The organism is Jiangella anatolica, from assembly GCF_003236295.1.
Taxonomy (GTDB): Bacteria; Actinomycetota; Actinomycetes; order Jiangellales; family Jiangellaceae; genus Jiangella; species Jiangella anatolica.
The window spans coordinates 63,483-87,950 of record NZ_POTW01000015.1; the positions used below are offsets into that span (position 1 = coordinate 63,483).

At 72.1% G+C, this 24,468-nt stretch carries 28 protein-coding genes and 1 riboswitch; of the genes, 15 read left to right on the plus strand and 13 right to left on the minus strand.

All coding sequences use genetic code 11. The annotated features are described in order from the left end of the window. Positions 1-3: 3 nt before the first annotated feature. Complete coding sequence (locus C1I92_RS08570) at positions 4-990, minus strand: ribonucleotide-diphosphate reductase subunit beta (protein ID WP_111254246.1); 987 nt, start codon at positions 988-990, stop codon at positions 4-6. Between the two features lie 13 nt (positions 991-1,003). Beyond that, positions 1,004-3,520, minus strand: coding sequence for a ribonucleoside-diphosphate reductase subunit alpha (locus tag C1I92_RS08575; RefSeq protein ID WP_111254247.1), 2,517 nt, complete (start codon positions 3,518-3,520; stop codon positions 1,004-1,006). 162 nt (positions 3,521-3,682) lie between these two features. Further along, a riboswitch (cobalamin riboswitch) is annotated at positions 3,683-3,915 on the minus strand. Positions 3,916-4,077: 162 nt separating this feature from the next. Between C1I92_RS08575 and C1I92_RS08580 the strand changes: the two genes are divergently transcribed. Continuing rightward, the gene (locus tag C1I92_RS08580; RefSeq protein WP_111254248.1) at positions 4,078-5,043 is read left to right on the plus strand and encodes an EamA family transporter; all 966 of its coding nucleotides are present in this window, start codon (positions 4,078-4,080) and stop codon (positions 5,041-5,043) included. A gap of 79 nt (positions 5,044-5,122) precedes the next feature. On the opposite strand, the gene C1I92_RS08585 is transcribed toward C1I92_RS08580, so the two are convergent. Together C1I92_RS08585 and hisC are read right to left on the minus strand one after the other, a co-directional pair. Continuing rightward, positions 5,123-6,532, minus strand: a complete 1,410-nt coding sequence (locus tag C1I92_RS08585; RefSeq protein WP_111254249.1) for a helix-turn-helix domain-containing protein — start codon at positions 6,530-6,532, stop codon at positions 5,123-5,125. 301 nt (positions 6,533-6,833) lie between these two features. Then, positions 6,834-7,901: a histidinol-phosphate transaminase gene (hisC, locus tag C1I92_RS08590; protein WP_111254250.1), complete on the minus strand. Its 1,068-nt coding sequence runs from the start codon at positions 7,899-7,901 to the stop codon at positions 6,834-6,836. 55 nt (positions 7,902-7,956) lie between these two features. Here hisC and C1I92_RS08595 point away from each other — a divergent pair, with 55 nt between their 5' ends. The 6 genes from C1I92_RS08595 to C1I92_RS08620 all read left to right on the plus strand — a co-directional run bounded on the left by C1I92_RS08595 (position 7,957) and on the right by C1I92_RS08620 (position 12,268). Beyond that, positions 7,957-8,331 (plus strand): phage holin family protein, encoded by a 375-nt coding sequence (locus C1I92_RS08595; RefSeq protein ID WP_111254251.1) that lies wholly within the window; start codon positions 7,957-7,959, stop codon positions 8,329-8,331. A gap of 196 nt (positions 8,332-8,527) precedes the next feature. Next, a complete protein-coding gene (locus C1I92_RS08600; RefSeq protein WP_111254252.1) occupies positions 8,528-8,959 on the plus strand; it encodes a hypothetical protein in 432 nt (143 codons plus the stop codon). Positions 8,960-8,970: 11 nt separating this feature from the next. Then, positions 8,971-9,507 carry a low molecular weight protein-tyrosine-phosphatase gene (locus tag C1I92_RS08605; RefSeq protein WP_111254285.1) on the plus strand — a complete coding sequence of 179 codons (537 nt, stop codon included), beginning with the start codon at positions 8,971-8,973 and terminating at the stop codon, positions 9,505-9,507. Beyond that, positions 9,488-10,354, plus strand: coding sequence for a fructosamine kinase family protein (locus C1I92_RS08610; RefSeq protein ID WP_199521073.1), 867 nt, complete (start codon positions 9,488-9,490; stop codon positions 10,352-10,354). Before C1I92_RS08605 ends, C1I92_RS08610 begins: the two co-directional genes overlap by 20 nt. A 121-nt stretch (positions 10,355-10,475) precedes the next feature. Further along, positions 10,476-11,492, plus strand: a complete 1,017-nt coding sequence (locus C1I92_RS08615) for an ATP-binding cassette domain-containing protein (RefSeq protein WP_111254253.1) — start codon at positions 10,476-10,478, stop codon at positions 11,490-11,492. Continuing rightward, positions 11,489-12,268: a DUF2705 family protein gene (locus C1I92_RS08620; RefSeq protein ID WP_111254254.1), complete on the plus strand. Its 780-nt coding sequence runs from the start codon at positions 11,489-11,491 to the stop codon at positions 12,266-12,268. The genes C1I92_RS08615 and C1I92_RS08620 overlap by 4 nt, the downstream gene beginning before the upstream one ends. A gap of 9 nt (positions 12,269-12,277) precedes the next feature. Here C1I92_RS08620 and C1I92_RS08625 read toward each other — a convergent pair whose 3' ends face one another. Together C1I92_RS08625 and C1I92_RS08630 are read right to left on the minus strand one after the other, a co-directional pair. Continuing rightward, a complete protein-coding gene (locus C1I92_RS08625) occupies positions 12,278-12,943 on the minus strand; it encodes an SIMPL domain-containing protein (RefSeq protein WP_111254255.1) in 666 nt (221 codons plus the stop codon). Between the two features lie 3 nt (positions 12,944-12,946). Beyond that, complete coding sequence (locus tag C1I92_RS08630; protein WP_111254256.1) at positions 12,947-13,582, minus strand: VOC family protein; 636 nt, start codon at positions 13,580-13,582, stop codon at positions 12,947-12,949. Between the two features lie 181 nt (positions 13,583-13,763). On the opposite strand from C1I92_RS08630, the gene C1I92_RS08635 reads away from it, so the two are divergent. Both C1I92_RS08635 and C1I92_RS08640 read left to right on the plus strand, forming a co-directional pair. After that, positions 13,764-14,039, plus strand: a complete 276-nt coding sequence (locus C1I92_RS08635) for a GNAT family N-acetyltransferase (protein WP_199521074.1) — start codon at positions 13,764-13,766, stop codon at positions 14,037-14,039. A gap of 38 nt (positions 14,040-14,077) precedes the next feature. Continuing rightward, on the plus strand, positions 14,078-14,959 hold the full coding sequence (locus tag C1I92_RS08640; protein WP_199521075.1) for an aminoglycoside phosphotransferase/kinase family protein: 882 nt from the start codon (positions 14,078-14,080) through the stop codon (positions 14,957-14,959). Here C1I92_RS08640 and thiE read toward each other — a convergent pair. Further along, positions 14,956-15,600, minus strand: a complete 645-nt coding sequence (gene thiE, locus C1I92_RS08645) for a thiamine phosphate synthase (RefSeq protein ID WP_111254257.1) — start codon at positions 15,598-15,600, stop codon at positions 14,956-14,958. The two genes, C1I92_RS08640 and thiE, sit on opposite strands and share 4 nt — an antisense overlap. Positions 15,601-15,721: 121 nt before the next feature. Between thiE and thiO the strand changes: the two genes are divergently transcribed. From thiO to C1I92_RS08670, 5 genes are all read left to right on the plus strand, one after another. Continuing rightward, the gene (gene thiO, locus C1I92_RS08650) at positions 15,722-16,861 is read left to right on the plus strand and encodes a glycine oxidase ThiO (protein ID WP_199521076.1); all 1,140 of its coding nucleotides are present in this window, start codon (positions 15,722-15,724) and stop codon (positions 16,859-16,861) included. Next, the gene (gene thiS, locus C1I92_RS08655; RefSeq protein WP_111254258.1) at positions 16,858-17,082 is read left to right on the plus strand and encodes a sulfur carrier protein ThiS; all 225 of its coding nucleotides are present in this window, start codon (positions 16,858-16,860) and stop codon (positions 17,080-17,082) included. Before thiO ends, thiS begins: the two co-directional genes overlap by 4 nt. Position 17,083: 1 nt before the next feature. After that, on the plus strand, positions 17,084-17,869 hold the full coding sequence (locus C1I92_RS08660; protein WP_111254259.1) for a thiazole synthase: 786 nt from the start codon (positions 17,084-17,086) through the stop codon (positions 17,867-17,869). Positions 17,870-17,930: 61 nt separating this feature from the next. Beyond that, on the plus strand, positions 17,931-18,521 hold the full coding sequence (locus C1I92_RS08665; protein WP_111254260.1) for an HAD-IA family hydrolase: 591 nt from the start codon (positions 17,931-17,933) through the stop codon (positions 18,519-18,521). 74 nt (positions 18,522-18,595) lie between these two features. Continuing rightward, the gene (locus tag C1I92_RS08670; protein WP_111254261.1) at positions 18,596-19,117 is read left to right on the plus strand and encodes a DinB family protein; all 522 of its coding nucleotides are present in this window, start codon (positions 18,596-18,598) and stop codon (positions 19,115-19,117) included. Positions 19,118-19,120: 3 nt separating this feature from the next. Here the strand turns inward: C1I92_RS08670 and C1I92_RS08675 are convergent, their stop codons facing one another. From C1I92_RS08675 to C1I92_RS08685, 3 genes are read right to left on the minus strand one after another with little or no spacing between them, the layout of a single operon-like run. Next, the gene (locus C1I92_RS08675) at positions 19,121-19,858 is read right to left on the minus strand and encodes an alanyl-tRNA editing protein (RefSeq protein ID WP_111254262.1); all 738 of its coding nucleotides are present in this window, start codon (positions 19,856-19,858) and stop codon (positions 19,121-19,123) included. Between the two features lie 28 nt (positions 19,859-19,886). Then, positions 19,887-21,353 carry an NAD-dependent succinate-semialdehyde dehydrogenase gene (locus tag C1I92_RS08680; RefSeq protein WP_111254263.1) on the minus strand — a complete coding sequence of 489 codons (1,467 nt, stop codon included), beginning with the start codon at positions 21,351-21,353 and terminating at the stop codon, positions 19,887-19,889. Positions 21,354-21,362: 9 nt separating this feature from the next. Further along, a complete protein-coding gene (locus C1I92_RS08685; RefSeq protein WP_111254264.1) occupies positions 21,363-22,352 on the minus strand; it encodes a helix-turn-helix domain-containing protein in 990 nt (329 codons plus the stop codon). 52 nt (positions 22,353-22,404) lie between these two features. Here C1I92_RS08685 and C1I92_RS08690 point away from each other — a divergent pair, with 52 nt between their 5' ends. Then, a complete protein-coding gene (locus tag C1I92_RS08690) occupies positions 22,405-22,800 on the plus strand; it encodes a cupin domain-containing protein (RefSeq protein ID WP_111254265.1) in 396 nt (131 codons plus the stop codon). Here the strand turns inward: C1I92_RS08690 and C1I92_RS08695 are convergent. From C1I92_RS08695 to C1I92_RS08705, 3 genes are read right to left on the minus strand one after another with little or no spacing between them, the layout of a single operon-like run. Then, positions 22,797-23,444, minus strand: coding sequence for a nitroreductase family protein (locus C1I92_RS08695; RefSeq protein ID WP_111254266.1), 648 nt, complete (start codon positions 23,442-23,444; stop codon positions 22,797-22,799). The genes C1I92_RS08690 and C1I92_RS08695 overlap by 4 nt on opposite strands. A 17-nt stretch (positions 23,445-23,461) precedes the next feature. Next, complete coding sequence (locus C1I92_RS08700) at positions 23,462-23,851, minus strand: hypothetical protein (RefSeq protein ID WP_158564049.1); 390 nt, start codon at positions 23,849-23,851, stop codon at positions 23,462-23,464. Then, on the minus strand, positions 23,848-24,468 hold the full coding sequence (locus C1I92_RS08705) for a nucleotidyltransferase domain-containing protein (protein WP_111254268.1): 621 nt from the start codon (positions 24,466-24,468) through the stop codon (positions 23,848-23,850). Before C1I92_RS08705 ends, C1I92_RS08700 begins: the two co-directional genes overlap by 4 nt.

The following is a 24,468-nucleotide window of genomic DNA, read 5'->3' on the forward strand; positions in this document are numbered from 1 at the left end:
TTCCTATCCTCCGCCGGCTCGGGCGTCGACCTCGTAGCTGGTGTTGATGGACTCGAAGAAGTTCACCAGTTGCAGCGTGTCATTGGCAGTCGCCATCCACTTCGCGGGATTGGCGACCTTGTAGTGCGGCTCGAACCCCAGCTCCTCCAGCCGCCGGTCGGCCAGGTACTTGACGTACTGGTTGATGTAGTCGGCGTTCATCCCCAGGATGCCGGTCGGCAGCAGGTCGCGGTTGTACTGCTCCTCCATCGCGACGCCGTCGATGATCATCTGCTCGATCTCGGCGGCGAACTCCGGCGTCTGCAGTTCCGGGTTCTCGTCCAGCACGGTGAGGACGAGGTTGATGCCGAACTTCAGGTGCAGGCTCTCGTCGCGCACGATCCAGTCGATCAGCGAGGCGAAGTTGCGCAGCAGGTTCCGCTGCCGGAAGCTCAGCGCGACCATGAACCCGCTGTAGAACCAGATGCCCTCCAGCACGATGTTGTAGGCGACGAGGTTCCGGATGAAGTCCTGCTTGCCCTCGACAGTGGTGATGTCGAGCGTCTGCTCGGTCATCCGCCTGATGTAGCGGACCTCGAACTCCTCCTTCGCCACCATCGACGGGATGCTGACGTGCGCGGCGTAGGCCTGCTCGCGGTCGATGGGGAACGTCTCGAGCACGTACTCGAAGGCCATCACGTGGTTGGCCTCCTCCCACATCTGCTTGGCGAGGTACAGGTGCGCCTCGGCCGCGCTCAGGTAGGGGTAGACGCCGAACGCCAGCGCCTTGTTCACCAGGAGCTCGTTGGGGTTGAAGTAGCTCATCAGGAACGTCAGCGCGTGCCGCTCCTCGTCGGACATCTTCTTGAAGTCGGCCATGTCCTCGCCGAGCTGGACCTCGTGCGGGAACCACGTGTTCGCGACGGCCTGGTTGTACAGCTCGTAGGCCCAGGGGTAGCGGACCGGCTTGAGCAGCAGGCCCTCCTGGATGCCGGTGCCGAGAATGCTCATCGTCGGTTCCCCTTCACTGGCAGGACTCGCACTGCAGGCGTTCCTGCGGATCGATCGGGCACGCGTCCGCCTCCGGCTCGGTCAGGACGGGCAGCGGTTCGACGGGCAGCGGCTCGGCCGGCGCCGGGCGCACCGCGGTCCGGGCCGCACCGAACCCGCGTCGCTGACCGCTCGGCGTGGATCCGGCGCCGCTCAGCGATTCGGCCTTGTTGACGCGGACGGTGCTCTGCTCGGCGGTGTGCCGCGGCTTGACGTGCAGGTAGTAGGTGGTCTTGACGCCTTTCGCCCAGGCCGCGGCGTAGATCTCGGCCATGTCGCCGACGTCGCGCGTCTCGAGGTACATGTTCCGGCTGATGGCCTGGTCGATCCACTTCTGCGCCCGGGCCGCGACCTCGATGAACGCGTACGGCGAGAGCTGGAACGAGGTCTGGTAGATCGCCTTGAGGTCGGCCGGGACGGCGTCCAGCGCGGACACGTCGCCCTGCGCCCTCAGCAGGTCCTCGCGCACCTGCTCCCACAGCCCGCGCTCCTTGAGGTCGGCCACCAGGTTGCGGTTGACCTCGAGGAACTTGCCCGAGCTGGTGGCCCGGCTGAACAACTGGGAGAACTGCGGGTCCAGGCCCGGCGTGGTGCCGGCGACCAGGCCGATGGACGCCGTCGGCGCGATCGCCATCAACGTCGCGTTGCGCATGCCGCCGCGCACCTTCTCGCGCAGCACGTCCCAGTCCAGCCGGCTGGCCCGCGAGACGGTGATCGGCACGCCGCGCTCCCGCTCGGCCCGCTCCAGTGTGTCGATCGGCACCAGGCCGCGGCTCCAGCCCGAGCCGTCGAAGTTCGGGTACGCGCCGCGCTCCCGGGCGAGGTCCGCGCTCTCGTCGATGGCGTGGTAGCTGATGAACTCCATGACCTGGTCGATCAGGTCGTAGGCCTGCTCGCTCTCGTACGACCGGCCCAGCCGCTCGACGACGTCGGTGAAGCCCATGACGCCCAGGCCGACGGCTCGGTTGAGCTCGTTGGAGCGCTCGGACTCGGGCACCGACGAGATGGTGATGTCGATGAGGTTGTCGAGCTGACGGACGGCCAGCCGGGCGCTCTCGCGCAGCCGGTCCCAGTCCATCCGGCCGTCGACGAGGTGCGTGGACAGGTTGATCGAGGCCAGGTTGCAGACGGCGATGTTGTCACGGTCCTGCGGCAGCGTGATCTCGGTGCACAGGTTGGACAGGTGGATGGTCCCGGTGTTGTCGTTGAGCGCCCGGGTGTTGACGGTGTCCTTCCAGGTCAGCCACGGGTGCGACGTGGTCTGCAGGGTCACCAGGATCGCCCGGTACTGCTCGCGCGCCTTGAGCTTGGTGAACGTGCGCAACTCACCGGCCTCGGCGGCGGCGACGTACTCGGCGTACCGCTTGCTGAACGCGGCGCCGTACAGCTCCGGCAGGTCGGCCACCTCGAGCGGGTCGAACAGGTACCAGTCGTCGTCGTTCGCGACCCGGGTCATGAACTCGTCGGAGATCCAGACCGCGGTGTTCGCGGTGCGTAGCCGCCGGTACGGGTCGCCGGCGTTCTGCTTGAGGTCGAGGAACTGGGCGAAGTCGAGGTGCCAGTTCTCGATGTAGAACGCCAGCGCGCCGAACTTCTTGCCGCCGCGCGACACCGCCCGCAGCGTGGAGTCGATCGTGTGCATGAACGGGATCGGGCCGGTGGAGACGGTGTTGTTGCTACGGATCGGCGAGCCCTCGGCGCGCAGCTTCGTCACCGACAGCCCGATGCCGCCGGTGCCCTTCGTCAGCCACATGACGTCGCGCACGCTCTTCGCGATGTGCTCGATGTCGTCCTGCATCTCCATGACGAAGCAGTTGGACAGCTGCGAGTACGCCGTACCGGCGTTGACCAGCGTCGACCCGGCCGCCAGGTAGTCCAGCCGGGACATCTTGCGGTAGAACTCGACGGCCGCGCCGGTCGGGTCGGCCTCGTTCAGCGACAGCCCCATCGAGACGCGCATCCAGAAGAACTGCGGCACCTCCAGCCGGTGGCCGTCGCGGTCGTTGATCATGTAGCGGTTGCTCATGGTGACCGCGCCGATGTAGCGCAGCAGGTCGTCGCGCGACGGGTCGAGCGCGGCGGCCAGCCGGTCCAGGTCGAAGTGGGTCGCGAGCCGTGCGTCGAGGAGTCCGGCGGCCACGCCCTCCGCCACGTAGCCGGGGAACCTCTGCCGGTGCAGCTCGGCGAGCTGGTCCGGGGACTCGTAGTCGCCCAGGACGCGCTTGTAGACCGTCTTCAGCAGCACCCGGGCCGCCACGGTGTCGAAGGCCGGGTCGTCGCGCACGTTCTGCAGCGCGACCTGGACGACGGCCTCGTCCAGCTGCTGGCTGGTGATGCCGTCGAACAGGGTGATCTCGAGTTCGGACTGCAGCTGGGTGACCCGCGCGACCTGGTTGTCCAGGCCGACGCTGGCGGCCTCGATGGCGCGGGCGATCTTGTAGCCGTCATAGGGCTCCACCGACCCGTCGCGCTTCACGACGTTGACGCTCATGCTCTCTCCTCGCGAGCTCGGCTGGCTCGGCCCGCGGCACTGAGGCAGGAGTCGGAGAGATGCGTCGCCGGCGCCGGCCGGCGGCTGCCGGTCCGGCGCGTGAGTACGTCGCCGTATCGTCCCCTGGCTCCTCCCTCGGGAGCCGCGGACCACCGCACGCATGGCGCGTGCGGCGCGCTGGCAGGTCTTCGGACTCACGGGCACGGAGGCCACCTGGCCGGTGGCGTCTCCATCTACTGGCCGTCGCTTCCCAGGCCCTCTCGCGGAGGGCCCAGTGCTTCGTTGACGGCGGTCGTTCCCGTTCACCGCTGCGGGGCAGTCCCGGACTCACACCGGGTTCCCTGTTGCCTCCACCGCTCTGGCTGACCGGTGGAACCAGCTGCAGAAGACACACTATCTGGTAGTTACACAGATGCAAGTCACCTACATCTAGTGTCGCGATTGCCGGTCTTCGGAGGTTGTCCAGATATCGCAGCGACATGGCCGAAACTCGCTGTCGCTCCTGGCCGGCGATCCGTCACAATGAGCGCCGACAGCACTGTTAGAGGGAGACGCTGATGACTCAGGCGCCCGCGCGGCCGGCCATGATCTGGGCCGCGCTGATCGTCGTCTACGTCGTGTGGGGCTCGACCTATCTGGCCATCCGCGTGCTGGTCGAGGCCGACATCCCGCCGTTCCTCGGCATGGGGCTGCGCTTCACGATCGCCGGCCTGGTGATGCTCGGCTATCTGTGGCTGCGGCACGGCCGGGATCGGCTGCGGGTGACCCCACGCGAGCTGCGCGGCGCCGCCGTCATGGGCCTGCTGCTGCTCGTCCTCGGCAACGCGATGGTCGCCGTCGCCGAGCAGACGGTGCCGAGCGGGCTGGCCGCCCTGGTCGTCGCGGCGATCTCGCTCTGGTTCGTGCTGCTGCAGGTGGCCGGTGGGCAGCGGCCGCCGTGGCTCACCTGGGTCGGCGTGCTGGTGGGCCTGGCCGGCGTCGCGGTCATCTGCGTGCCCCGTGGCGGCATCGAGGGCGTCGAGGCGTGGGGCATCGGCGTCCTGCTGTTCGGCACCGTCTCGTGGGCGTTCGGGTCCTACTTCTCGCCTCGCCTCGGGCTGCCTCGCAACGCGCTGGTGGCGTCGGCGTACGAGATGCTGGCCGGCGGCGTGCTGCTACTGATCGTGTCGGCCGCGTCCGGCGAGCTGGCCGACCTGGACGCGGCGGCGGTGCCGGCGAAGGGCTGGCTGGCGCTGGCGTACCTGGTCGTGCTGGGCTCGCTGCTGGGCTATACGGCGTACGCGTACCTGCTGTCGGCCGCGCCGCTGTCGCTCGTCGGGACCTATGCCTACGTGAACCCGGTGGTCGCCGTGCTGCTCGGCTGGGCGATCCTGTCCGAGCCGGTCACGTCGATCGTGCTGATCGGCGGCGCGCTCGTGGTCGGCGGTGTCGTGCTGGTGGTGAACGGCGAGCGGCGGACGTCGGTGCAGTCGCCGCCGGCGGACCCGGCCGCGGACCGCGCGGCGGACCAGGCGGTCGTCTGACCCGGCGCCGAACCTGACGATGCCCCGGCGCCGGGTGGCGCCGGGGCATCGGTGCGTCGTGCGTGCTCGCCGGGCGGCGTCAGCCCGCCGTCGAGGAGGCGAAGCCCAGCCGGTCGTCGAGGCCGCCGCTCACGGCCTCGTCGGCCAGCCCCGCGGCGACGTGCGGGACCACCCGCACCGACCGCAGCGCGTTGTCGTAGGCGTCCAGCGCGGCGTCGGTGCGGCCGAGGTCGCGGTAGAGGTCGGCCAGCTCGCGCCAGGCCAGCGCCGCGACCCGCGAGGCGCCCATGGACTCCAGCGCGGACGCGGCCAGCGCGGCCTCGCGGATGCTGTGCTCGACGTCGCCCTGGGCCCGCAGCACCCGGGCGAGGGTGAGCCGGGCCAGCGCCCCGCCCATCCACGGCTGGTCGCCCAGCTCCTGCAGCGCCATCTCGGCGGCCGAGCGGGCCTCGTCGAGCCGGCCGAGCCGCAGCAGCGCCTCGGCCCGCTTGGTGGCGAAGCTCGCGATGTCGGTGGCACTGCCGTGCTGGCGGATGGCCGCCTCGACGCCGTCGAGGATGGCCAGCGCCTCCTGCGGCCGCGGCTCGCTGCCCTGCAGCAGCAGCCAGGCGTGCGCCAGCCGCAGCCGGGCCAGGTTGCGCAGGTCGTCGCCCTCGCCGAACATCGCCAGCGCGCGGTCGACCAGGTTCAGCGCCAGCGCCAGCTCGCCGCGCGACTCCGCGATCAGCGAGGCGTTCCAGTACGCCGCGCCGCGGGTGTGCGGGGTGCCGATGCGGTCGGCGGCGGCCACCAGCTCGGCCGCCAGCGCCTTCGAGCGCACCAGGTCGCCGCGGCCGGAGTAGGCGCCGAGGACCGTGCAGCCGAGGCGGATGTACTCGTCGGTGCTCTCCAGCCCGATGTCGTAGGCCGCGCGCCGGGCCTCCTCGCCGACCTGGATCGCCATGTCGTAGTCGCCGGCCCGGTCGTAGCACCGGGTCAGCGCGATGGCGACGTCCAGCCAGGACTGCACCGCGGGCGTCTGCCGCGCCTCGTCGGCCAGCTCGCTGAGGATCTCGATGGCGCCCTCGAGGTCGCCGACGCGCTCGCGCGACAGCGCCCGGCCCAGCCGGGCGGCGCGGCTCTGCTCGTCGTTCAGACCGGGATCCCCGACCAGCTCGGTGAACTGCTCGTACGCCTCGTCGGCGCGACCCTCGCGCAGCGCCATCTCGGCGCGGCCCAGGGCGAGCCGGGCCTTGGTGCGCACGGAGGCGTCGACACCGTCGCGCAGATACTCGACATCGATGCGCAGCCGCTCGGCGATGTGAGCGAGCGCCGAGGAGGCCGGCTGACGGCGGCCGCTCTCGACGAGGGAGACGTAGCTGGGGGACAGCATGCCCTCTGCGATCTCGGCCTGAGAGAGGCCGAGCTCCAACCGGCGGGATCGGATACGCTGCCCGACGGGCGTCGGGAGCGGCGCCTCGTCCACTGTTGCTGGCTGGTCTTCTGTCATGACAGTATTGGACTACAGCCAGTCACATTTTGCCAGTCCAAATGCCGACTTTAGGAGTTCGATCTAGATGGGGCGTGCCAAGCGAGTTGTGATCGCGGTTGTCGCATCGTTCGCACTCATGTTCACGGTGAGCACACCCGCGGTCGCCGCGTTCGCGCCTGCCGCAAGCCCTGGTGACTTCTGCTGCTGACGCAGCAGCCATAGACCGCACGGACGGCGTCCGGCGTCTCGCCCCCCGAACGCAGGACGCCGTCCGTGCTCGTTCGTCCTGTTGATGGGTACCGGAACATGAGGCTCGGCGTCAGCCTGCCCAGTCACCGGCCAGTCGAATGAGCTTGTCATTGGCCTCCGGCTCGGCGATCGTGACCCGGCACCCGTCGCCGGCGAACGGCCGGACGACCAGGCCCGCGTCCTCGCAGAAGCGGGCGAAGTCGAGGGTCTTCTCGCCCAGCTCCAGCCACACGAAGTTCGCCTCGGTGTGAGGAATCTCCCATCCCTGCGCGACCAGCGCGTCGCGTACCCGGGTCCGCTCCGCGACCAGCGCGTCGACCCGCTCCAGCAGCTCGGCCTCGCGGGCCAGCGACTCGACGGCGGCCCGCTGGGCGATGCCGGAGACGCCGAACGGCACCGCGGTCTTGCGCAGCGCGTCGGCCACCTCCTCGTGCGCGATCGCGAAGCCGACCCGGAGCCCCGCCAGCCCGTACGCCTTGGAGAAGGTGCGCAGCACGCACACGTTGGGGTGCTCGCGGTAGAACTCGACGCCGTCGGCGGCCTCGGGGTCGCGGACGAACTCGCGGTACGCCTCGTCGACGACGACCAGCACGTCTTCGGGCACGCGGCGCAGGAACGCGGCCAGGTCGTCGCGGCCGACCACCGGGCCGGTCGGGTTGTTCGGCGTGCAGACGAACACCGCGCGGGTGCGGTCGGTGATCGCGTCGGCCATCGCCGTCAGGTCGTGCCGCGCGCCGGCCGCCAGCGGGACCTCTACCGCCGTCGCGCCGGAGATGCCGACCACGATCGGGTACGCCTCGAACGAGCGCCACGCGTAGACGACCTCGTCGCCCTCGGTGGCGGTGGCCTGCACGATCTGCTGCAGCACGCCGACGCTGCCGGTGCCCGTCGCCACGTGCTCCGGGGGCACCCCGAAGCGGTCGGCCAGCGCCGCGACCAGGCCCGTGGCGAACATGTCCGGGTAGCGGTTCATCGACTCCGCGGTCGCCATGACGGCTTCGAGCACCCCCGGCAGCGGCGGGTACGGGTTCTCGTTGGACGACACCTTGTAGGCCTGCTCGGCGCCGGCCCGCGGCGCGGCCGGCCGGCCCGGCCGGTACGAGGGCAGGCCGTCGAGAGCCTTGCGAATGCGCACCATGCTCGGCACGATAGCCGCTCCCGCGGAGGGTCCCGGATGTGTACGCTCGGCAGCCGTGACGTCCTTCATCATTCGCCTGCTCGTCAACGGCTTCGCCCTGTGGGTGGCGACCCGGATCGTCGACGGCGTGACCATCAGCTCTGACAGCACGTCAAGCGAGGTCCTGACCTTGCTTGTCGTGGCGTTGATCTTCGGTCTGGTCAACGCCTTCATCAAACCACTGGTCCAACTCTTGTCATTGCCACTGCTGATCCTGACGCTCGGCCTGTTCACGTTGATCGTCAACGCGCTGATGTTCTGGCTGACCTCGTGGATCGCCGATGGCCTGGACGTGCCCTTCCACGTCGACGACTTCTTCTGGTCGGCCGTGCTGGGCGCGCTCGTGGTGTCGTTCGTCAGCTGGATCCTGAATCTGTTGTTGCCGAGTTGACGAACGGCGCAGTGCCGGTCGTCCATCCGTCGTCGCGCTCTGGGCCTTAACGTCAACTTGATACGACCCTTCTTCCGCTGGGCCGATGTTTGACGTACCTTTGGCCTAGCATCCTCTTGCACGACGGATAGGCGCCGGTCGAAGGCGTCAACGGGGGTTCGTTGTGCCCTGAACTCAGTGTGGGCATGGTGAACATATGACGATCGGCTACGGCCCCGTCGGTTCGGTCCTGACCGAGCAACCACCTTCGGGCCATCAGCGCGCCCGGCAGCCGGACCGCGGTACGTCGCGGCCGGTTCCGCTGGCGGTCACCACTCCGCCGGGCTACCCGGAACCGGACACCAACCGGCACGCGCTGGTCGGCTCCATGGTCTACGAGGTCGTCTACGACGATCCGCAGGGCAATCCCATGCTCGCCTTCGCCGACGGCCAGTGGTTCGACGTCACGTCGTTCGCGCCGCGGCCGGTGTCGGTGCGGCATGCGCTGCGCCGCGACCCGGCCTGGTCCGGGGCCGTCGTGCAGACGATCTGCCTGTGGATGCGCAGCAACCCCAACCACGAGCGGTCCTTCGATCTGGCCACCGAGCTCGCGTTGGCCGTCGGGGAGCTCGCGCGCCAGCGCCGCTGAGGCGCGTGGCCGTGACCGACCCGAGCACCCCGTACCGCGTCTGCGTCGTCTGCGCCGGCAACATCTGCCGGTCCCCCATCGCCGAGTTCGTGCTGCGCCGCCGCCTCGAGGAGGCCGGCCTGGATGACCTCGTCACCGTCGACTCGGCCGGCACCGGCGGCTGGCACGCGGGCCAGCAGGCCGACCCGCGCGCCCTCGCCGCGCTGCTCGACCACGGGTACGACGGCGGCAGCCACCGGGCCCGCCAGTTCCTGCGCGACTGGTTCGACGACGTCGACCTCGTGCTGGCCCTGGACCGGGAGAACTTCGCCGACCTCAGCGCGCTCGCCCCCGACGACGACGCCCGCGCCAAGGTGCAGCTGCTGCGCAGCTACGACGCCGACGCCATGGCCGGCGACGACACCGACGTGCCGGACCCCTACTACGGCGACGCGGCGGCGTTCGAGCACGTGCTGCTGATGATCGAGCGGGCCGCCGACGGGTTCGTGACCGCCGTGCGCGACGAGATCGAGCTGGACGTGCCTGGCGGTGAGCCCAGTCGACAGTGAGCATCTGCACGACCTGCTGGGCACCGCCGTCGAATCGCTCACCCCGGTCGGCGGCGGCTCCATCTGCGAGGCCCGCCGGGCCCGGCTCGGCGACGGCCGCACCGTCTTCGTCAAGACCCGGGCCGGCGCACCGCCCGGCTTCTTCCGGGCCGAGGCGCTGGGCCTGGCCAAGCTGGCGGCGGCCCGCGACGGCGTGCCGGTGCCGCGGGTGCTCGCGCACGACGAGCGCTGCCTCGTCCTGGAGTGGGTGACGACGGGCGTGCCGTCCGCCGCGGCGGCCGAGCGGTTCGGCCGGGCGCTGGCCGCGACGCACCGCCACGGCGCCGACGTGTTCGGATCGGCCGACGGGCCCGGCTGGATCGGCAGCCTCGACCTGCCGCCCGGTCCGTGGAAGTCGTGGCCGGACCTGTGGGCGTACGGGCGGCTGGAGCCGTATCTGCGCGCGGCCCGCAAGAGCGGCGCCGTCGACAAGCGCACCGCCGCCGACGTCGAGAAGGTCATCGCCGAGCTGCCCCGGCTGGCCGGCCCGGACGAGCCGCCGGCGCTGATCCACGGCGACCTCTGGGCCGGCAACGTGCTGTGGACCGAGACCGGCGCGACCCTCGTCGACCCGGCGGCGCACGGAGGGCATCGCGAGACCGACCTGGCCATGCTCACGCTGTTCGGGCTGCCGCACCTGGACCACGTCCTCGCCGCCTACGACGAGGCCTGGCCACTGGCCGCCGGCTGGCGGGAGCGGCTGGCGCTGCACCAGCTGCACCCCGTGCTCGTCCACGCCGTCCTGTTCGGCGGCTCGTACGGCGCGCAGGCCGGCCGGCTGGCCCGGCAGGCGCTGCGCATCGCCTGACCCGGTTCGCCCCTAGTTGCACTCCTCCTGAGGTCGGACACGCACCATCGGCAGCGTGAATGAGCTGCTGGGGCACCTCGACCCGATAGGTTCGCTGCGACCGACCGACATCGGGAGAGGCATGATCACGGCCCAGCAGCTACACAAGCGATACGGCGCGAAGACCGCCGTCGATCACCTGTCGTTCGAGGTGCGTCCCGGCATGGTGACCGGCTTCCTCGGGCCCAACGGCGCGGGCAAGTCCACCACGATGCGGCTGATGCTCGACCTCGACAACGGCGGCGGCGAGACGCTGTTCGACGGACGCAAGTTCGGCACCATCAAGCACCCGATGCGCGAGATCGGGGCGGTGCTGGAGGCGAAGGCCTTCCACCCGACCCGGACCGCGCGCAACCACCTGCGGATGCTGGCCGCCGGCAGCGGCATCCCGTTCTCGCGCGCCGACGAGGTCCTCGACTTCGTCGGCCTGGCCGAGGTGAAGAACAAGAAGCCGAAGAGCTTCTCCCTCGGCATGGCGCAGCGCCTCGGCCTGGCGCAGGCGCTGCTGGGCAACCCGCAGACGCTGATCCTCGACGAGCCGGCCAACGGGCTGGACCCGCACGGCATCCACTGGCTGCGCGACGTGCTCAAGTCGCTGGCCCGCGAGGGCCGCACGATCTTCGTCTCCAGCCACCTGCTGTCGGAGATGTCGCTGATGGCCGACCAGCTGGTCGTCATCGGCCGCGGCCACATGATCTACAACGGCGACGTCGACGGCTTCGTCCGGCAGTTCACCCAGTCCAGCGTGCTGGTGCGCAGCCCGCAGGCGGCCCAGCTGGCCGAGGCGCTGCGCCGGGTCGACGGCGCCACCGTCACGGAGGTGGCGCAGCAGCCGGGCACGCTGCAGGTGTCGGGCATCGAGACCGCCGCCGTCGGCGAGCTGGCCTTCCAGCACAACGTCATGCTGCACGAGCTGGCCACCCAGACGGCGTCGCTGGAGGCCGCGTTCATGTCCGCCACCGGCGACTCCGAGGAGTACGTCGCGCGCGAGATCCTCGCTCCGCCCGGGACGGCCACGCCGCCGCCGGGCGGGCCGCCCGCGGCACCGCCCGTGCCACCGTCCCAGCCCGGCGACACCACCCCCGGAGGTGCCGCGTGAGCAGCGCCCTGCGCTTCGAGTGGGTGCGGCTGCGCACCCTGCGCTCGACCTATTGGCTGATCGGCCTCGGCCTGCTGCTGACGGCGGCCATCGCGTTCGGCGTGGCGTTCGCCACCCGCAACGACACCGTCAACGCCGAGGACGCCGGCATCATCATCACCGGCGGCGCCGAGCTGGCGCCGTTCCTGGCGATCTTCCTCGCCATCATCGGCATCTTCGCCACCGGCCACGAGTACCGGCACGGCACCATCCAGCCGACGCTCACCGCCATCCCGCAGCGCAGCCGGCTGCTCCTGGCCAAGGTGATCATGGTGGCGGTGACCGCCGCGGTGATGGCCGTCATCTCGATGGCGATCAACATCGGGCTGGGCAGCCTGTACTGGGGCTCCGGGCCGGACCTCGCCGAGGCACCGCTGAACGAGGTGATCCCGGGCTACGTCGTCTTCGTGGTGCTGTACGCGGTGCTCGGCGTCGCGCTCGCCCAGCTGTTCCGCGGCGTGCCGTCGGCGCTGGTCATCCTGCTGGTGACGCCGCTGATCGTGGAGACGCTGATCGCCGGGCTGTCGATGTGGTCGGCGCTGGACTTCCTGCAGCCGGCGCTGAAGTTCCTGCCGTTCAGCGCGGGTGGCCGGCTCATCGCGACCACGCCGTACGAGGCCGACGGCGGCCCGGAGTTCGACTTCTTCGACCGCTGGGCCTCCGGCGGCGTGTTCGCCGCGTTCGTGGCGATCATCCTGGCCGTCGCCTGGTACTTCTTCAAGAAGCGCGACGCCTGACCGTCCGGGTCAGGACGCGGTGAAGTCGGCGCTGAGCGTCGCCGTCACCTCGATCTGCTCCGGGCGCAGCGAGACCACGGGGCCGCCGCCGGCCAGGTCGGCGGCGGCCATCCGCGCGTAGCGGACCGGGCCGCCCCCGTCGAAGCCGGGCTGGGTGTGCGGCCGCAGGCCCGGCTCGTACAGCGCGCCGACGGCGCCGACGGTGAGGCCGAGCGCGGCGGCGTAGGTGGCCGCCCGCTCCTGGGCGTCGCGGACCGCCTCGGCCCGCACCTCGCGCTCCACGTCCTTGCGGCGCGCGTCGGTGAGCTCCCACTCGACGCCGTCGACGACCACGCCGTCGATCGTGCCGACCTCGGTGATCCAGCCGGACAGCGCGCCGAAGTCGGTGAACCGGACCGCCACGCCGGCGGCCGCGACCTGGAACGTCTCGCTGACGTCGGAGTCTCGGACGTAGCGCTGGACGGTCGAGACATACAGCTGGTCGGCCGACCACCGGCTGGCCGCGCCCGCCGTCACGTGCCGTTCGGCGTCGGCGGAGAGGCGGGCGTGCAGGTCGGCGACGAACGGGACGACGTCGGCGGACCGGCGTGCCTCGCGGGTGGCGCGCAGGTGGACGGTGCCGCGCTCGGCCGGCACGAAGCGCTGCGCCGTCCCGGCGACGGTGATGGTGACCATGGCTCAGACCGTGACCTCTCCGTGGCCGGTGCGGAACCGCACCGAGCGCACGCCCGGGCCGCCGTTCGGCGGCAGCCAGCGCACGTCGACATCGTCGAGCGGATGGTCCTCGGGCTCGCCCAGCCACGCGGTGACGAAGTGCGGGTCGCCGGCGATGTCGAGGCTGACCAGCTCGACGTCGTGGCCGCCCTTGGACGGGTGCTCGGCCGGGTCGGACTCCCAGTGCACGAAGAACGGCAGCTGCGGGTCGTTCATCAGGCCCATCACGCCGATCTGCCGCCACACCAGGTCGAAGCCGTCGGGCCGCAGCCGGTGGCCGCCGACGGCGGGACGGCCCAGCCGCTCCTCGATCGGCGCGAGGTCGTCGACCGCGACCACCCAGCCGAGCCAGCCGCCACCGGCCGCGGACCGGGCCTTCACCGCCTGGCCGAACGGGACCTTGTCGGCGGCCGGATGGTCCAGCGCCGCCACCACCTCGAGGTAGTGGCCGCCGGCCAGCGGCAGCACCCGGTTGCGGGTGCCGAACCGCGGGTGCAGGCCGCCGTCGACGAGCTCGACGCCGAGCTCACCGGCCAGCCGCTCCGCCGTGGCGTCGAGTCCCTCCGGACCGGCTGCGTACGAGACGTGATCGAGACGCATTCGTGCATCGTGGCAGGCTCCGGACCGGTTTGGCGAACCGGCAGCGCCGGCCGGGCGGCCGGGGTGCGTTAACGTTGATCACTGCGAATCGGGAAGATCGGTACGAACGGTCACCCGCACCGGTAGAAATGATCATGCACCATCTGTGGCATCGATCCAGCAACCCTGGAGGCGACTGCGCGTGAGCATCGAGATCACCAGGACCGCCCGCAGCTATGCCGCCTACCTGGACGGGATCCGGGTCGGCGAACTCACCTACGCCCGCCGCGACGACGAGATCGTGGCGCTGCACACCGTCGTCGAGGAGGCAGCCGAGGGCAAGGGGGTCGGCGGCGCGCTGGCCCGGGCCCTGCTCGACGACGCCCGCGAAGGCGACCTGAAGGTCGTTCCGCAGTGTCCGTTCGTGGCAGGCTTCCTCGACAAGCACCCGGAGTACGCCGACCTGCGCGCCGGCTAGTGGCCCCGGTCGATCCGCGCCGCCTGGCCCGGTGGTGCGTGGAGCACCTGGGCAGCCCGCCGTCGGACGAGATCTTCCGTTCCGGCCACCTCTCCACGGTCGTCGGGCTCCGGCTCGCCGACGACCGCGAGGTGGTGGTCAAGATCCGCCCGGACTCCGCGCGGATCGCGGGGTGCGTCGAGGTCCAGCGCCGCCTGTTCCAGGCCGGTTATCCGTGCCCCCAGCCGCTCACGGGCGCCGTCCCCTTCGGCGAGGATGTCGCGACCGCGGAGGCCTACGTCCCCGGCGGAGCCGTGCTCCCGAGCGCGGGCCGGGCGGCCGAGGCCTTCGCCGAGGCGTTCGCGCGGCTGGTCGGGCTGGCCCCGCGGCCGGGCGAGGTGTTCACGCTCGACCCGCCGCCGTCGTGGGCGGCGTGGAGACACACCGAGGACGGGCCGTGGCCCCGCCCGGAAGGCGCCGAGATCGACCTCAATGAGGTGGCCGGTCCGGAGTGGACCGACGACGCCGGACGCCGTGCTCGTGACCGGCTGCTGCGAGGCGGCGAGTCCGAGGCCGTGATCGGCCACTGCGACTGGCTCGCCGGCAACCTGCGCTGGAGCGGGGACGCGCTGCTGGTGGTGCACGACTGGGACAGCATGGTCGTCGACGACGAAGCCGTCCTGGCCGGCTTCGCCGCCGCGCTGTACTCGACCGTCGAGCCGGATCGGCTGGCCACCGTCGAGGACACCGAGCGGTTCCTGATCGCCTACGGCCACGCGCGTGGCCGGGAGCTCAGCGCCGACGAGCTCGAACGGTCGTGGGCGGCCGGCGTCTGGACCAGGGCCTACGACGCCAAGGACCAGCACGCGGCCGGGCAGCCCGTCACCGCGCTGTCGGAGCAGGAGGCCCGTGAGCGCCTCCGTCGTGCCGGCGCCGGCTAGTCCCCCAGTGCCGCCCGCAGCCTGCGGGCGGCGGCCGCCGGGTCGTCCGCGTCGGTGATGGCCCGGACGACGACCACCCGGCGGGCCCCCGCGTCGACCACCTCGGCGACGCTGCGCTCGTCGATCCCGCCGATGGCGAACCACGGCGTGGCCGGCTCGGTCGTCGCGACGGCCCGGACGGTGTCGACGCCGACCGCGGGCCGGCCCTGCTTGGTCGGCGTCGGCCAGACCGGGCCGACGCAGAAGTAGTCGACGTCGGGGTCGGCCTCGGCCACCGCGGCCTGTTCGACGGAATGCGTCGAGCGACCGAGCAGCACGTCCGGGCCGAGCAGCCGGCGGCTCGCCTCGACCGGCAGGTCCTCCTGGCCGGTGTGCAGGATCGCCGCGCCGGCCAGCTCGGCGAGGTCGGCCCGGTCGTTGACGGCGACCAGCGCGCCGTGCTCAGCGGCGACCCGGGCCACGAGTGGCTGCAGCTCCAGCTCGGTGCGCGCGTCCAGCGTCTTGTCGCGCAACTGGACGATGTCGACGCCGCCGGACAGCGCCGCGTGCAGGAACCGCTCCAAGTCGCCGCGGTCGCGCCGGGCGTCGGTGCACAGGTACAGCCGGGCCTCGGCCAGCCGCCGTCTCGGGTCGGAGGTCACAGCCGGAGTCTGTCATGGGCGAGGTACGGTGGAAGGGCACGGGAGCCCTGGCGGCAGGGCTGAGAGGGCCAGCGGGCCGACCGTCGAACCTGAACTGGGTCATGCCAGCGGAGGGAGCATCGTGAGTGTGGACGTGGCCGTCGTCGGCTGCGGCATCATCGGCGCCGCCGTCGCCTGGCGGCTGTCGCAGCTGGGCCTGACGGTCGCGGCGTTCGACCCCGCGCCCGGCGACGGTGCCACGCACGCGGCGGCAGGCATGCTGGCCGACGTCACCGAGGCCGAGTTCGGCGAGGACCACCTGACGGCGCTCAACGTCGCGTCGGCGCGGGAGTGGCCGGCGTTCGCCGCCGAGCTGTCGTCCGCCGCGGGCGGCGCCGACCTGGCCTTCCGGCGCACCGGCACGCTCACCGTCGCCTACGACTCCGGCGACCGCCAGCAGCTGCGCCGGCTGCTGACGCTGCGCCGCGGCCTCGGGCTGCCGGTCGAGGAGGTCTCCGTCGACGAGGCACGACGGCTGGAGCCGCTGCTCGGCCCCCGGCTCGCCGGCGCCACGTGGACACCGGACGAGCACCAGGTGGACCCGCGCCGGGTGCACGCGGCGCTGCTGAAGGTGCTGGCCGGCCGTGGGGTGGCGGTCGTGCGCCGGCGGGTCGCGGAGCTGAGCCGGTCGCCGTCGGGGACCGTCGACGGGGTGCTCGACGCAGCGGGCGAGCGGCACCCGGCCGGGTCCGTCGTGCTGGCCGCGGGCTGGGCCAGCCGCGAGCTGGCCGGCGTGCCGACGCGGCCGGTCAAGGGGCAGTTGCTGCGACTGGACGCGTCGGCGCAGCCGGGGTTCGCGCTGGGCCGGGTGGTCCGCGGCTTCGTCCAGTCGCGCGCCGTCTACCTGGTGCCGCGGCAGGACGGCGAGGTCGTCGTCGGCGCGACCAGCGAGGAGCAGCCCGACGACCGGCAGGTGACGGCCGGCGGGGCGTACGCGATCCTGCGCGACGCCCGCGCGCTGATCCCCGGCATCGACGAGCTGCCGCTGGCCGAGCTGACCGCGCGAGCCCGGCCGGGCAGCCCCGACAACGTGCCGATGATCGGCGAATCCGGCATTCCGGGCCTGCTGCTGGCGACCGGTCACCACCGCAACGGCATCCTGCTCGCGCCGCTCACCGCGTCGGCCCTCGCCGCTCGATACCGTGCGGGAACGGCCCCGGAGTGGGCCGCGGCCGCGGACCCACGACGGTTCGCCGCGACCTTCACGGGAGGACCCAGATGACCACTGTGGTGACGATCAACGGCGACGTCGTCGCGTTCGACGCCGACGCGACGCTCGGCGATGTCGTGCTGCGCACCATGACCAAGCCCGACGGCACGTTCAGCGACCGCGGCATCGCCGTCGCCGTCAACCAGATCGTCGTGCCGCGCACGGACTGGGCGGCGACGCCGCTACGGCCCGACGACAAGATCGAGATCATCACCGCCGTCCAGGGAGGCTGACGTGTCCGACGACCCGCTCGTCATCGCCGGGGTGCCGCTGTCGTCGCGGCTGATCATGGGTACCGGCGGCGCGCCCAGCCTGCTCGGGCTGGAGGCGGCGCTGCTGGCGTCGGGCACGGAGCTGACGACGGTCGCGCTGCGCCGCGTGCAGGCCGGGGGCGAGGGGTCGGTGTGGGAGCTGCTGCAGCGCAACGGCATCCGGGCGCTGCCGAACACCGCCGGCTGCTTCTCCGCCGCCGAGGCGGTGCTGACGGCGAAGCTGGGCCGCGAGGCGTGCGAGACCGACTGGGTGAAGCTGGAGGTCATCGCCGACGACGTCACGCTGCTGCCGGACCCGGTCGAGCTGGTGACGGCCGCCCGGCAGCTCGTCGACGACGGCTTCACCGTGCTGCCGTACACCAACGACGACCCGATCCTGGCGCGCAAGCTGGCCGACGCCGGGTGTGCCGCCGTCATGCCGCTGGGCGCGCCGATCGGCACCGGGCTGGGCATCCTGAACCCGCGCAACATCGCCGCGATCGTCGCCGACGCGTCGGTGCCGGTGATCCTCGACGCCGGCATCGGCACGGCCTCCGATGCCGCCCTGGCGATGGAGCTGGGCTGCGACGGCGTGCTGCTCGCCACCGCCGTCACCCGCGCAGCCGACCCGGTCCGGATGGCCCGGGCGATGCGGCTGGCGGTCGAGGCCGGACGGGACGCCGCGCTCGCCGGGCGGATCCCGCGCCGCGAGGACGCGCTGGCGTCGTCGCCGGTCGACGGGCGGGTCAACCTGGACCTGGCGATGTGACCGTCCCGGGTGTCGACGTCCGACTGTCGCCGGATGATCGTTCCTGGCACGATTCGTCCTCATGGGTCTGATCGACGTCCTTCTGCTCGACCTCGACGGCGTGGTGCGCCACTACGATCCGGCGGCGGCGGAGGCGATCGAGAAGGGCTCCGGGCTGCCGCCGGGCCGGCTGCTCGAGACGGCGTTCGAGCCGCGGCTGCTGCAGTCCGTCGTCACGGGCGCCATCACCCGGGCGCAGTGGGTGGACCGCGTCGCCGAGACCGTCGGGCCGGTCGCCGCCACCGCCTGGGCGACGCAGCGCCCGTCCGTCGACCGCGCGGTGCTCGCGACGGTGCGGCGGCTGCGGACCGCCGGGATCCGGGTGGGCCTGCTCACCAACGGCACCGACCGCACCGCGGCGGAACTGGCCGAGCTGCGCATCGCCGGCGACTTCGACGTCGTGTTCAACTCGGCCGAGATCGGCGTCGCGAAGCCGGACCTGCGGGTGTTCATGCACGTGCTGCGGATGCTGGACGTGCCGCGCTCGTCGGTGCTGTTCCTCGACGACGCCGCGGCGAACGTCCGCGGCGCGTCGGCGATGGGCATGCGGGCGCACCTGTTCACGTCGGCGAGCGATCTCACCGACGCTTGCAAGACCTACCGGCTGCTCTGACCGGATCGCGCGCAGCGGTTCGCCGGTGTTCTGTCGGCGGTGTCCGCTACGGTCGGTCCCACGAGGTGAGGCCGATGACCGACGCCGCCGACTCGGTGGTCCCGCTGGAGCGCGTCGTGCCGCCGGAGCGGGCGGGCGAGAAGGACGCGCTGGTGCTGCGGCTGGACTTCCTCCGCGAGACCGTCGTCAACAAGGTGGCCGGGCTGACGACGGAGCAGGCCACCACGGCTTCCGTCCCGCCCAGCGCGCTCACCCCGGCCGGCATCGTCCGCCACCTCATGTGCGTCGAGCGATGGTGGTTCGCGCTGGACTTCGCCGCGCTGCCGGACGTGCCGGAGCCATGGGGCGAGCACGACGCCGGCGGCTTCGAGCTGGTGCCCGGCGAGACGCTGGCCTCCGTCGTCCGGTCCTACCTGGCCGAGTGCGCCCGCTCCAACGAGATCATCGCCGCGCACTCTCTCGACGAGGTGGCCCGCGGCGAGGGCATGGAGTTCGACCTGCGCCACGCCGTCATCCACCTCATCGAGGAGACCGGGCGGCACTGCGGCCACCTCGACCTGCTGCGCGAGGCCATCGACGGCGCCGCCGGCGATTGACCGTCAGCCGGTGAGCCTCAGCCGGATGCGCCGGAAGCCGCGGCCCTTGTTCTCGACCTTCGCGACCTCGATCCGCCCGATCTGCTTCGTCGAGGCCACGTGGGTGCCGCCGTCGGCCTGCAGGTCCAGGCCGCGGATGTCGACCAGCCGGATGTCCTCGAGGTCCGGCGGCAGCAGGTCGGTCGCGGTCTTGACGATCGGGCCGAGCGCGTACGCCTCGGCCCGCGGCAGCACCCGGACGTCGATGACGCGGTCGGCGGCGATCTCGGCGTTGAGCTTCTCCGTCAGATCGTCCTTGAACCCGGACGGGACCTCGGCGAGGTCGAAGTCCAGCCGGGCGACGCCGGGCTCCATGTTGCCGCCGGTCACCGGGACGCCGAAGTCGCGGGCCATCACGCCGCAGAGCACGTGCAGCCCGGAGTGGGTGCGCATCAGCAGGCCGCGCCGCTCGTCGTCGAGGGCGCCGCGGACCTGCGTACCGACGGGCGGCAGCGGGTCGTCCGGGTCCGGCACCAGCCACAGGTCGTCGCGCGGCCGGACGCCGACGATGCGGGTGGTGACGCCGCCCCAGAGCAGGACGCCGTGGTCCGGCGGCTGGCCGCCGCCGCCCGGATAGAACGCGGACCGGTCCAGGACCAGGCCCTCCTCCGGGTCGGACGCGAGCACCGTGCAGTCCCAGGTCCGCAGCGACTGGTCGTCGAGCTCGAGGCGATGCGTTCGCCCGTGATGGTCGTGTCGCACCTACGCGACCGTACTCGCGGCTCGGACGTCAGGGAAGGTTGATCGCCACGTACTTGGTCTCCAGATACTCCTCGATCCCCTCGGCGCCGCCCTCACGGCCGAAGCCGCTGGCCTTGACGCCGCCGAACGGCGCCGCCGGGTTGGAGACGATGCCCGCGTTGAGGCCGACCATCCCGGCCTCCAGCCGCTCGCTGACCCGCAGCGCCCGCTGCAGGTCGCGGGTGAAGACGTAGGCGACGAGGCCGTACTCGGTGGCGTTGGCGCGGGCCACGGCCTCGTCGTCGGTGGCGAACGTGGTGACGGGGGCGACCGGGCCGAAGATCTCCTCGGTCAGCAGCCGGGCGTCGTCGGTGACGCCGGCGAGGACGGTGGGCTGGTAGAAGTAGCCGGCGTCGCCGGTGCGTCCGCCGCCGGTGACGACCTTCGCGCCCCGGTCGACGGCGTCGGCGACGAGCTCCTCGACGGTGCCGCGCTGCTTCTCGCTGACCAGCGGGCCGACGTCGACGCCGTCGTCGGTGCCGCGGCCGACCCGTAGCGCCGCCATCCGCTCGGCCAGCTTCTCGGTGAACTTGGCGGCGACGGACTCGTGGACGTGGAAGCGGTTGGCCGCCGTGCACGCCTCGCCGACGTTGCGCATCTTGGCCAGCATGGCGCCGTCGACGGCGGCGTCGAGGTCGGCGTCGGCGAAGACGAGGAACGGCGCGTTGCCTCCCAGCTCCATCGAGACGCGGAGCACCTGCTGCGCGGACTGCTCGATCAGCTTCCGGCCGACCGCAGTCGAGCCGGTGAACGACAGCTTGCGCAGCCGTGGGTCGCGGATGATCGGCTCGGACACCGCGCCGCTCGAGGACGTCGGGATGACGTTGAGCACGCCGTCGGGCAGGCCCACGTCGCGCAGGATGCGGGCCAGCGCCAGCATCGACAGTGGCGTCTCGTGCGCCGGCTTCACCACCATCGTGCAGCCCGCCGCGATCGCCGGGGCGATCTTGCGGGTGCCCATGGCCATCGGGAAGTTCCACGGCGTGATGAAGAACGACGGCCCGACCGGCTGCTTCATCGTGAGTAGCCGGCTGCCGCCGCCGGGCGCGACCGAGTAGGCGCCGCTGACGCGCACGGCCTCCTCGGAGAACCAGCGCAGGAACTCCGCGGCGTAGGCGATCTCGGCCTTGGACTCCTTGACCGCCTTGCCCATCTCGAGCGTCATGAGCAGCGCGAGGTCGTCGGACCGGGCGGTGACGGCCTCGAACGCGCGGCGCAGCAGCTCGCCCCGTTCCCGCGGCGGCGTCGCGGCCCACGACGCCTGCGCCTCGGCGGCCGCGGCCAGCGCCGCCAGCCCGTCGTCGACGGTCGCGTCGGCCACGGTGGTGACGACCTCGCCGGTGGCCGGGTCCTCGACGTCGAACCGCTCACCGGACGACGCGGGCCGCCACTGCCCGCCGATCAGCAGGTCGGTCGGCACCCCGTCGACCACGGCACGTTCCCTGTCCGCACTCATGCTCCATTCCTACCCCGGCGAGCGTCCCGGAGTCGACGGGGCCGGTGCATGCGACTCGCGGTACGCCGTAGGCGTGACGCCGGTGTGCCGGCGGAAGTGCTGGCGCAGGTTGGCCGCGGTCCCGAAGCCGGCCGCGCGGGCGACCTCGCCGACGTCGAGGGCGGTGGTCTCCAGCAGCGACCGGGCGTGGTCGATGCGCTCGTGGTGCAGCCAGCGCAGCGGTGTCGTGCCGGTCTCGGCGAGGAAGCGGCGGTGGAACGTGCTCGGGCTCATCGCCGCGCGGCCGGCCAGCTCGGCGACGGTGAGCGGGTGGTCCAGGTGCGCGGTGGCCCACTCCATCACCCCGGACAGCGTGGCCTCGCCGGCCTGCGGCGCCGGCCGCTCGATGAACTGCTGCTGGCCACCCTCGCGGTGCGCGGGGAAGACCAGCCGGCGGCTGACGGCGTTGGCGACGGCGGCGCCGTGGTCGGTGCGGATGATGTGCAGGCCCAGGTCGATCGCCGCCGCGCTGCCGGCCGCCGTCAGCACCTGGCCGTCGTCGACGAAGAGCACGTTCGGCCGCAGGTCGACGTCCGGGTAGCGGCGGCGGAACCGGTCGGCCCAGCGCCAGTGCGTCGTGACGGTGCGCCCGTCCAGCAGACCGGCGTCGGCCAGCGCGAACGCGCCGGTGCAGAAGCTGACCATCCGGGCGCCCCTGGCCGCGGCCGCGCGCAACGCCTCGATGACCTCGTCGCCGTAGCCGGCCTCCGGGTCGGGCCGGTTCGGCGCGATCACCGTGTCCGCCGTCGCGACGTCGTCGAGCGTGCCGGGGCAGTGCATGGTGAACAGCCCCTCACGCACCGTCAGGTCGTCACCGGTCGAGCAGGCGACGAAGTCGTACCAGTCGACGTCCAGCTCCGGCCGGGTGATGCCGAACAGCTCCATGCCGATGGCCATCTCGAACGGGTTCGACCCCGGCGCGACGACCTGCGCGACGCGGTGCGAGGATCCTTGCGACATACGCCATTTCTACTACTCGCCGCTGTGCCCGTCGCCGGGCGAGGCTGGCGTCATGAGCCACGACGCCATCAACCTCGACGCCGCCCTCGCCTCGTTCGACGACCTGTGGAGCCCGCGCATCGTCACGCGGGTCAACGACTACGACGTCCGGATCGCCAAGGTGGCTGGCGAGTTCGTCTGGCACGCCCACGACGACACCGACGAGTTCTTCCTCGTGCTCGACGGCGAGCTGACCATCGGCCTGCGCCCCGCGTCCGGCCCGGAGACCGCGGTCACCCTCCGCCGCGGCGACGTCTACGTCGTCCCCCGGGGTGTCGAGCACCGCCCGTCGTCGGAGGGCGCCTCGATCCTGATGTTCGAACCCACCGGCACGGTCAACACCGGCGACCACGAGGGCGACGTGCCCGAGCACATCACCCGCACGACCGGCAGCGCGCTGGCTGGCTAGGACATCAGCGGCTCGCCCCAGTGGTCGAGGTAGCTGAGCTCCTCGACCGGCTGGCGGGTGCCGGGCTTGAAGTCCTGGGTGGTCGTGTAGGCGACCGGCAGCAGCCCCACCTGCGTGACGTCGTCGGGGATGCCGAGGATGCGGGCCGCCTCGGCCTCCTTGACCAGGTGGTACGACGTCAGGGTGGAGCCGAGGCCGCGGGAGCGCAGCGCCAGCTGGAAGCTCCACACGGCCGGGAAGATGCCGCCGTAGAAGACGGAGTCGGCGGCGTTGTTGCCGTGCGGGCGGCCCTGCAGGCACGGGATCACGAACACCGGCACCCGCTCGATGACGTCGACGAGGTACTGGCCGGACGCCAGGATCCGCTTCATCGGCTGCTCGTCGGCCGCGGGGCCGGCCGCCTCGCGACGCCGGCGCATGTACTCCGAGCCGACCTCGCGGAAGATGGCGCCGAGCTGATTGCGCAGCTCCTGGTCGCGGACCACCAGCCAGCGCCAGCTCTGCGCCGCGCCCGGGGTGGGCGCCTGCACGGCCAGCCGCAGGCACTCGGCGATCACCTCCGGCTCCACCTCGCGGTCGAGGTCGAGCTTGCGCCGGACCGCGCGGGTCGTGCTCAGCAGGTGATCGGTGACGGCGGTGTCCATCTTCACTCCACTACGTCTCAGCGCACCGCGTCCTCAGCCGCCTCGACCAGCGCGGCGGCGCCTCGCAGCGCGGCCTTCGTGCGCGCGTCAGTGAGAAAGGCCGCACCATAGTGTGCGGCGTCCTTCACGGCGAGCGCCGCGGTGAGGTGCCGCGCGAGCCGCGGATCGATCCGGGCCAGGAGCTGTGCGGCCAGCGCGTGGTCCTGTCCGCGGGAAAGCCGGCCGAGGCGACGGCAGCACAGCGCGTCGGATGCCGCCACCGCGGCAAGGACCGCGTTGCCGGCCGCCACGTTGTTCGCCTCTGGGATCTCCCCGGCGAAGGCCAACTCGGCCAGATCCAGGTAGGCACGCGCAGTCCGCGCCCGTTGGCGCGCATCGGCTGCGGTGCAGGCCGCTTCCCTGCTCACACCGCATCCCGTATCAGCTCCGGGAGACGAACGCCGGCCAGGTGCACGCCGTCGCGCTGCCACTCGGCGATGATCGGCTCCCGCGCGCGTACGGCCCGCGCGATCTCGTCAGCAGAGAGCTCGAACCACGCGAGCGAGTTGCCAGTAGCCCGATGTGCGGTCGCGGCCGTCTCGTGGAGCTGGGTGAGCCAGGGCTCGTCGTCGGGCTCCCGGCCCGCGGGGCGGACGACGAGCACGTCGATGTCGCTGGCCTCGTCACCGTCGCCCCGGGCCACGGATCCGAAGAGCGAGGCGTGCAGCGAGGGCTCGGACCACCCGGAGAGCCGCTCGCGCAGCAGCTCGATCAGCCGCTGCCGCAGCGTCACGAGCGCGATCAAGGGAGCTGCCGCCAGGTGCTCCCGGTTGAGGCGGCACAGTCGCGCCCTGCCGTAAGGCTCGACTGTGACGACGCCGTGGCCGGAGAGCTCACGAACCACCTGCGCCGCTCGCTCGTGCGTCACCCCGGCCAATCGGCCCAGCTCACGAATGGTGAAGGGATGGTCCGCTCCCGCGAGCACCCGCAGGACCGCGATCTTGCCGCGAGGCATGGCCACAGTCGCCGGCTCGGACATGTCCAT

Coding starts and splice junctions, on each gene's coding strand:
- C1I92_RS08615 (WP_111254253.1), top strand. CDS start 10,476: ATGATCACGGCCCAGCAGCTACACAAGCGATACGGCGCGAAGACCGCC.
- C1I92_RS08575 (WP_111254247.1), bottom strand. CDS start 3,520: ATGAGCGTCAACGTCGTGAAGCGCGACGGGTCGGTGGAGCCCTATGAC.
- C1I92_RS08685 (WP_111254264.1), bottom strand. CDS start 22,352: ATGTCGCAAGGATCCTCGCACCGCGTCGCGCAGGTCGTCGCGCCGGGG.
- C1I92_RS08705 (WP_111254268.1), bottom strand. CDS start 24,468: ATGGACATGTCCGAGCCGGCGACTGTGGCCATGCCTCGCGGCAAGATC.
- C1I92_RS08665 (WP_111254260.1), top strand. CDS start 17,931: ATGGGTCTGATCGACGTCCTTCTGCTCGACCTCGACGGCGTGGTGCGC.
- C1I92_RS08690 (WP_111254265.1), top strand. CDS start 22,405: ATGAGCCACGACGCCATCAACCTCGACGCCGCCCTCGCCTCGTTCGAC.
- C1I92_RS08695 (WP_111254266.1), bottom strand. CDS start 23,444: ATGGACACCGCCGTCACCGATCACCTGCTGAGCACGACCCGCGCGGTC.
- hisC (WP_111254250.1), bottom strand. CDS start 7,901: ATGGTGCGCATTCGCAAGGCTCTCGACGGCCTGCCCTCGTACCGGCCG.
- thiS (WP_111254258.1), top strand. CDS start 16,858: ATGACCACTGTGGTGACGATCAACGGCGACGTCGTCGCGTTCGACGCC.
- C1I92_RS08625 (WP_111254255.1), bottom strand. CDS start 12,943: ATGGTCACCATCACCGTCGCCGGGACGGCGCAGCGCTTCGTGCCGGCC.
- C1I92_RS08670 (WP_111254261.1), top strand. CDS start 18,596: ATGACCGACGCCGCCGACTCGGTGGTCCCGCTGGAGCGCGTCGTGCCG.
- C1I92_RS08680 (WP_111254263.1), bottom strand. CDS start 21,353: ATGAGTGCGGACAGGGAACGTGCCGTGGTCGACGGGGTGCCGACCGAC.
- C1I92_RS08600 (WP_111254252.1), top strand. CDS start 8,528: ATGACGATCGGCTACGGCCCCGTCGGTTCGGTCCTGACCGAGCAACCA.
- C1I92_RS08570 (WP_111254246.1), bottom strand. CDS start 990: ATGAGCATTCTCGGCACCGGCATCCAGGAGGGCCTGCTGCTCAAGCCG.
- C1I92_RS08585 (WP_111254249.1), bottom strand. CDS start 6,532: ATGACAGAAGACCAGCCAGCAACAGTGGACGAGGCGCCGCTCCCGACG.
- C1I92_RS08630 (WP_111254256.1), bottom strand. CDS start 13,582: ATGCGTCTCGATCACGTCTCGTACGCAGCCGGTCCGGAGGGACTCGAC.
- C1I92_RS08580 (WP_111254248.1), top strand. CDS start 4,078: ATGACTCAGGCGCCCGCGCGGCCGGCCATGATCTGGGCCGCGCTGATC.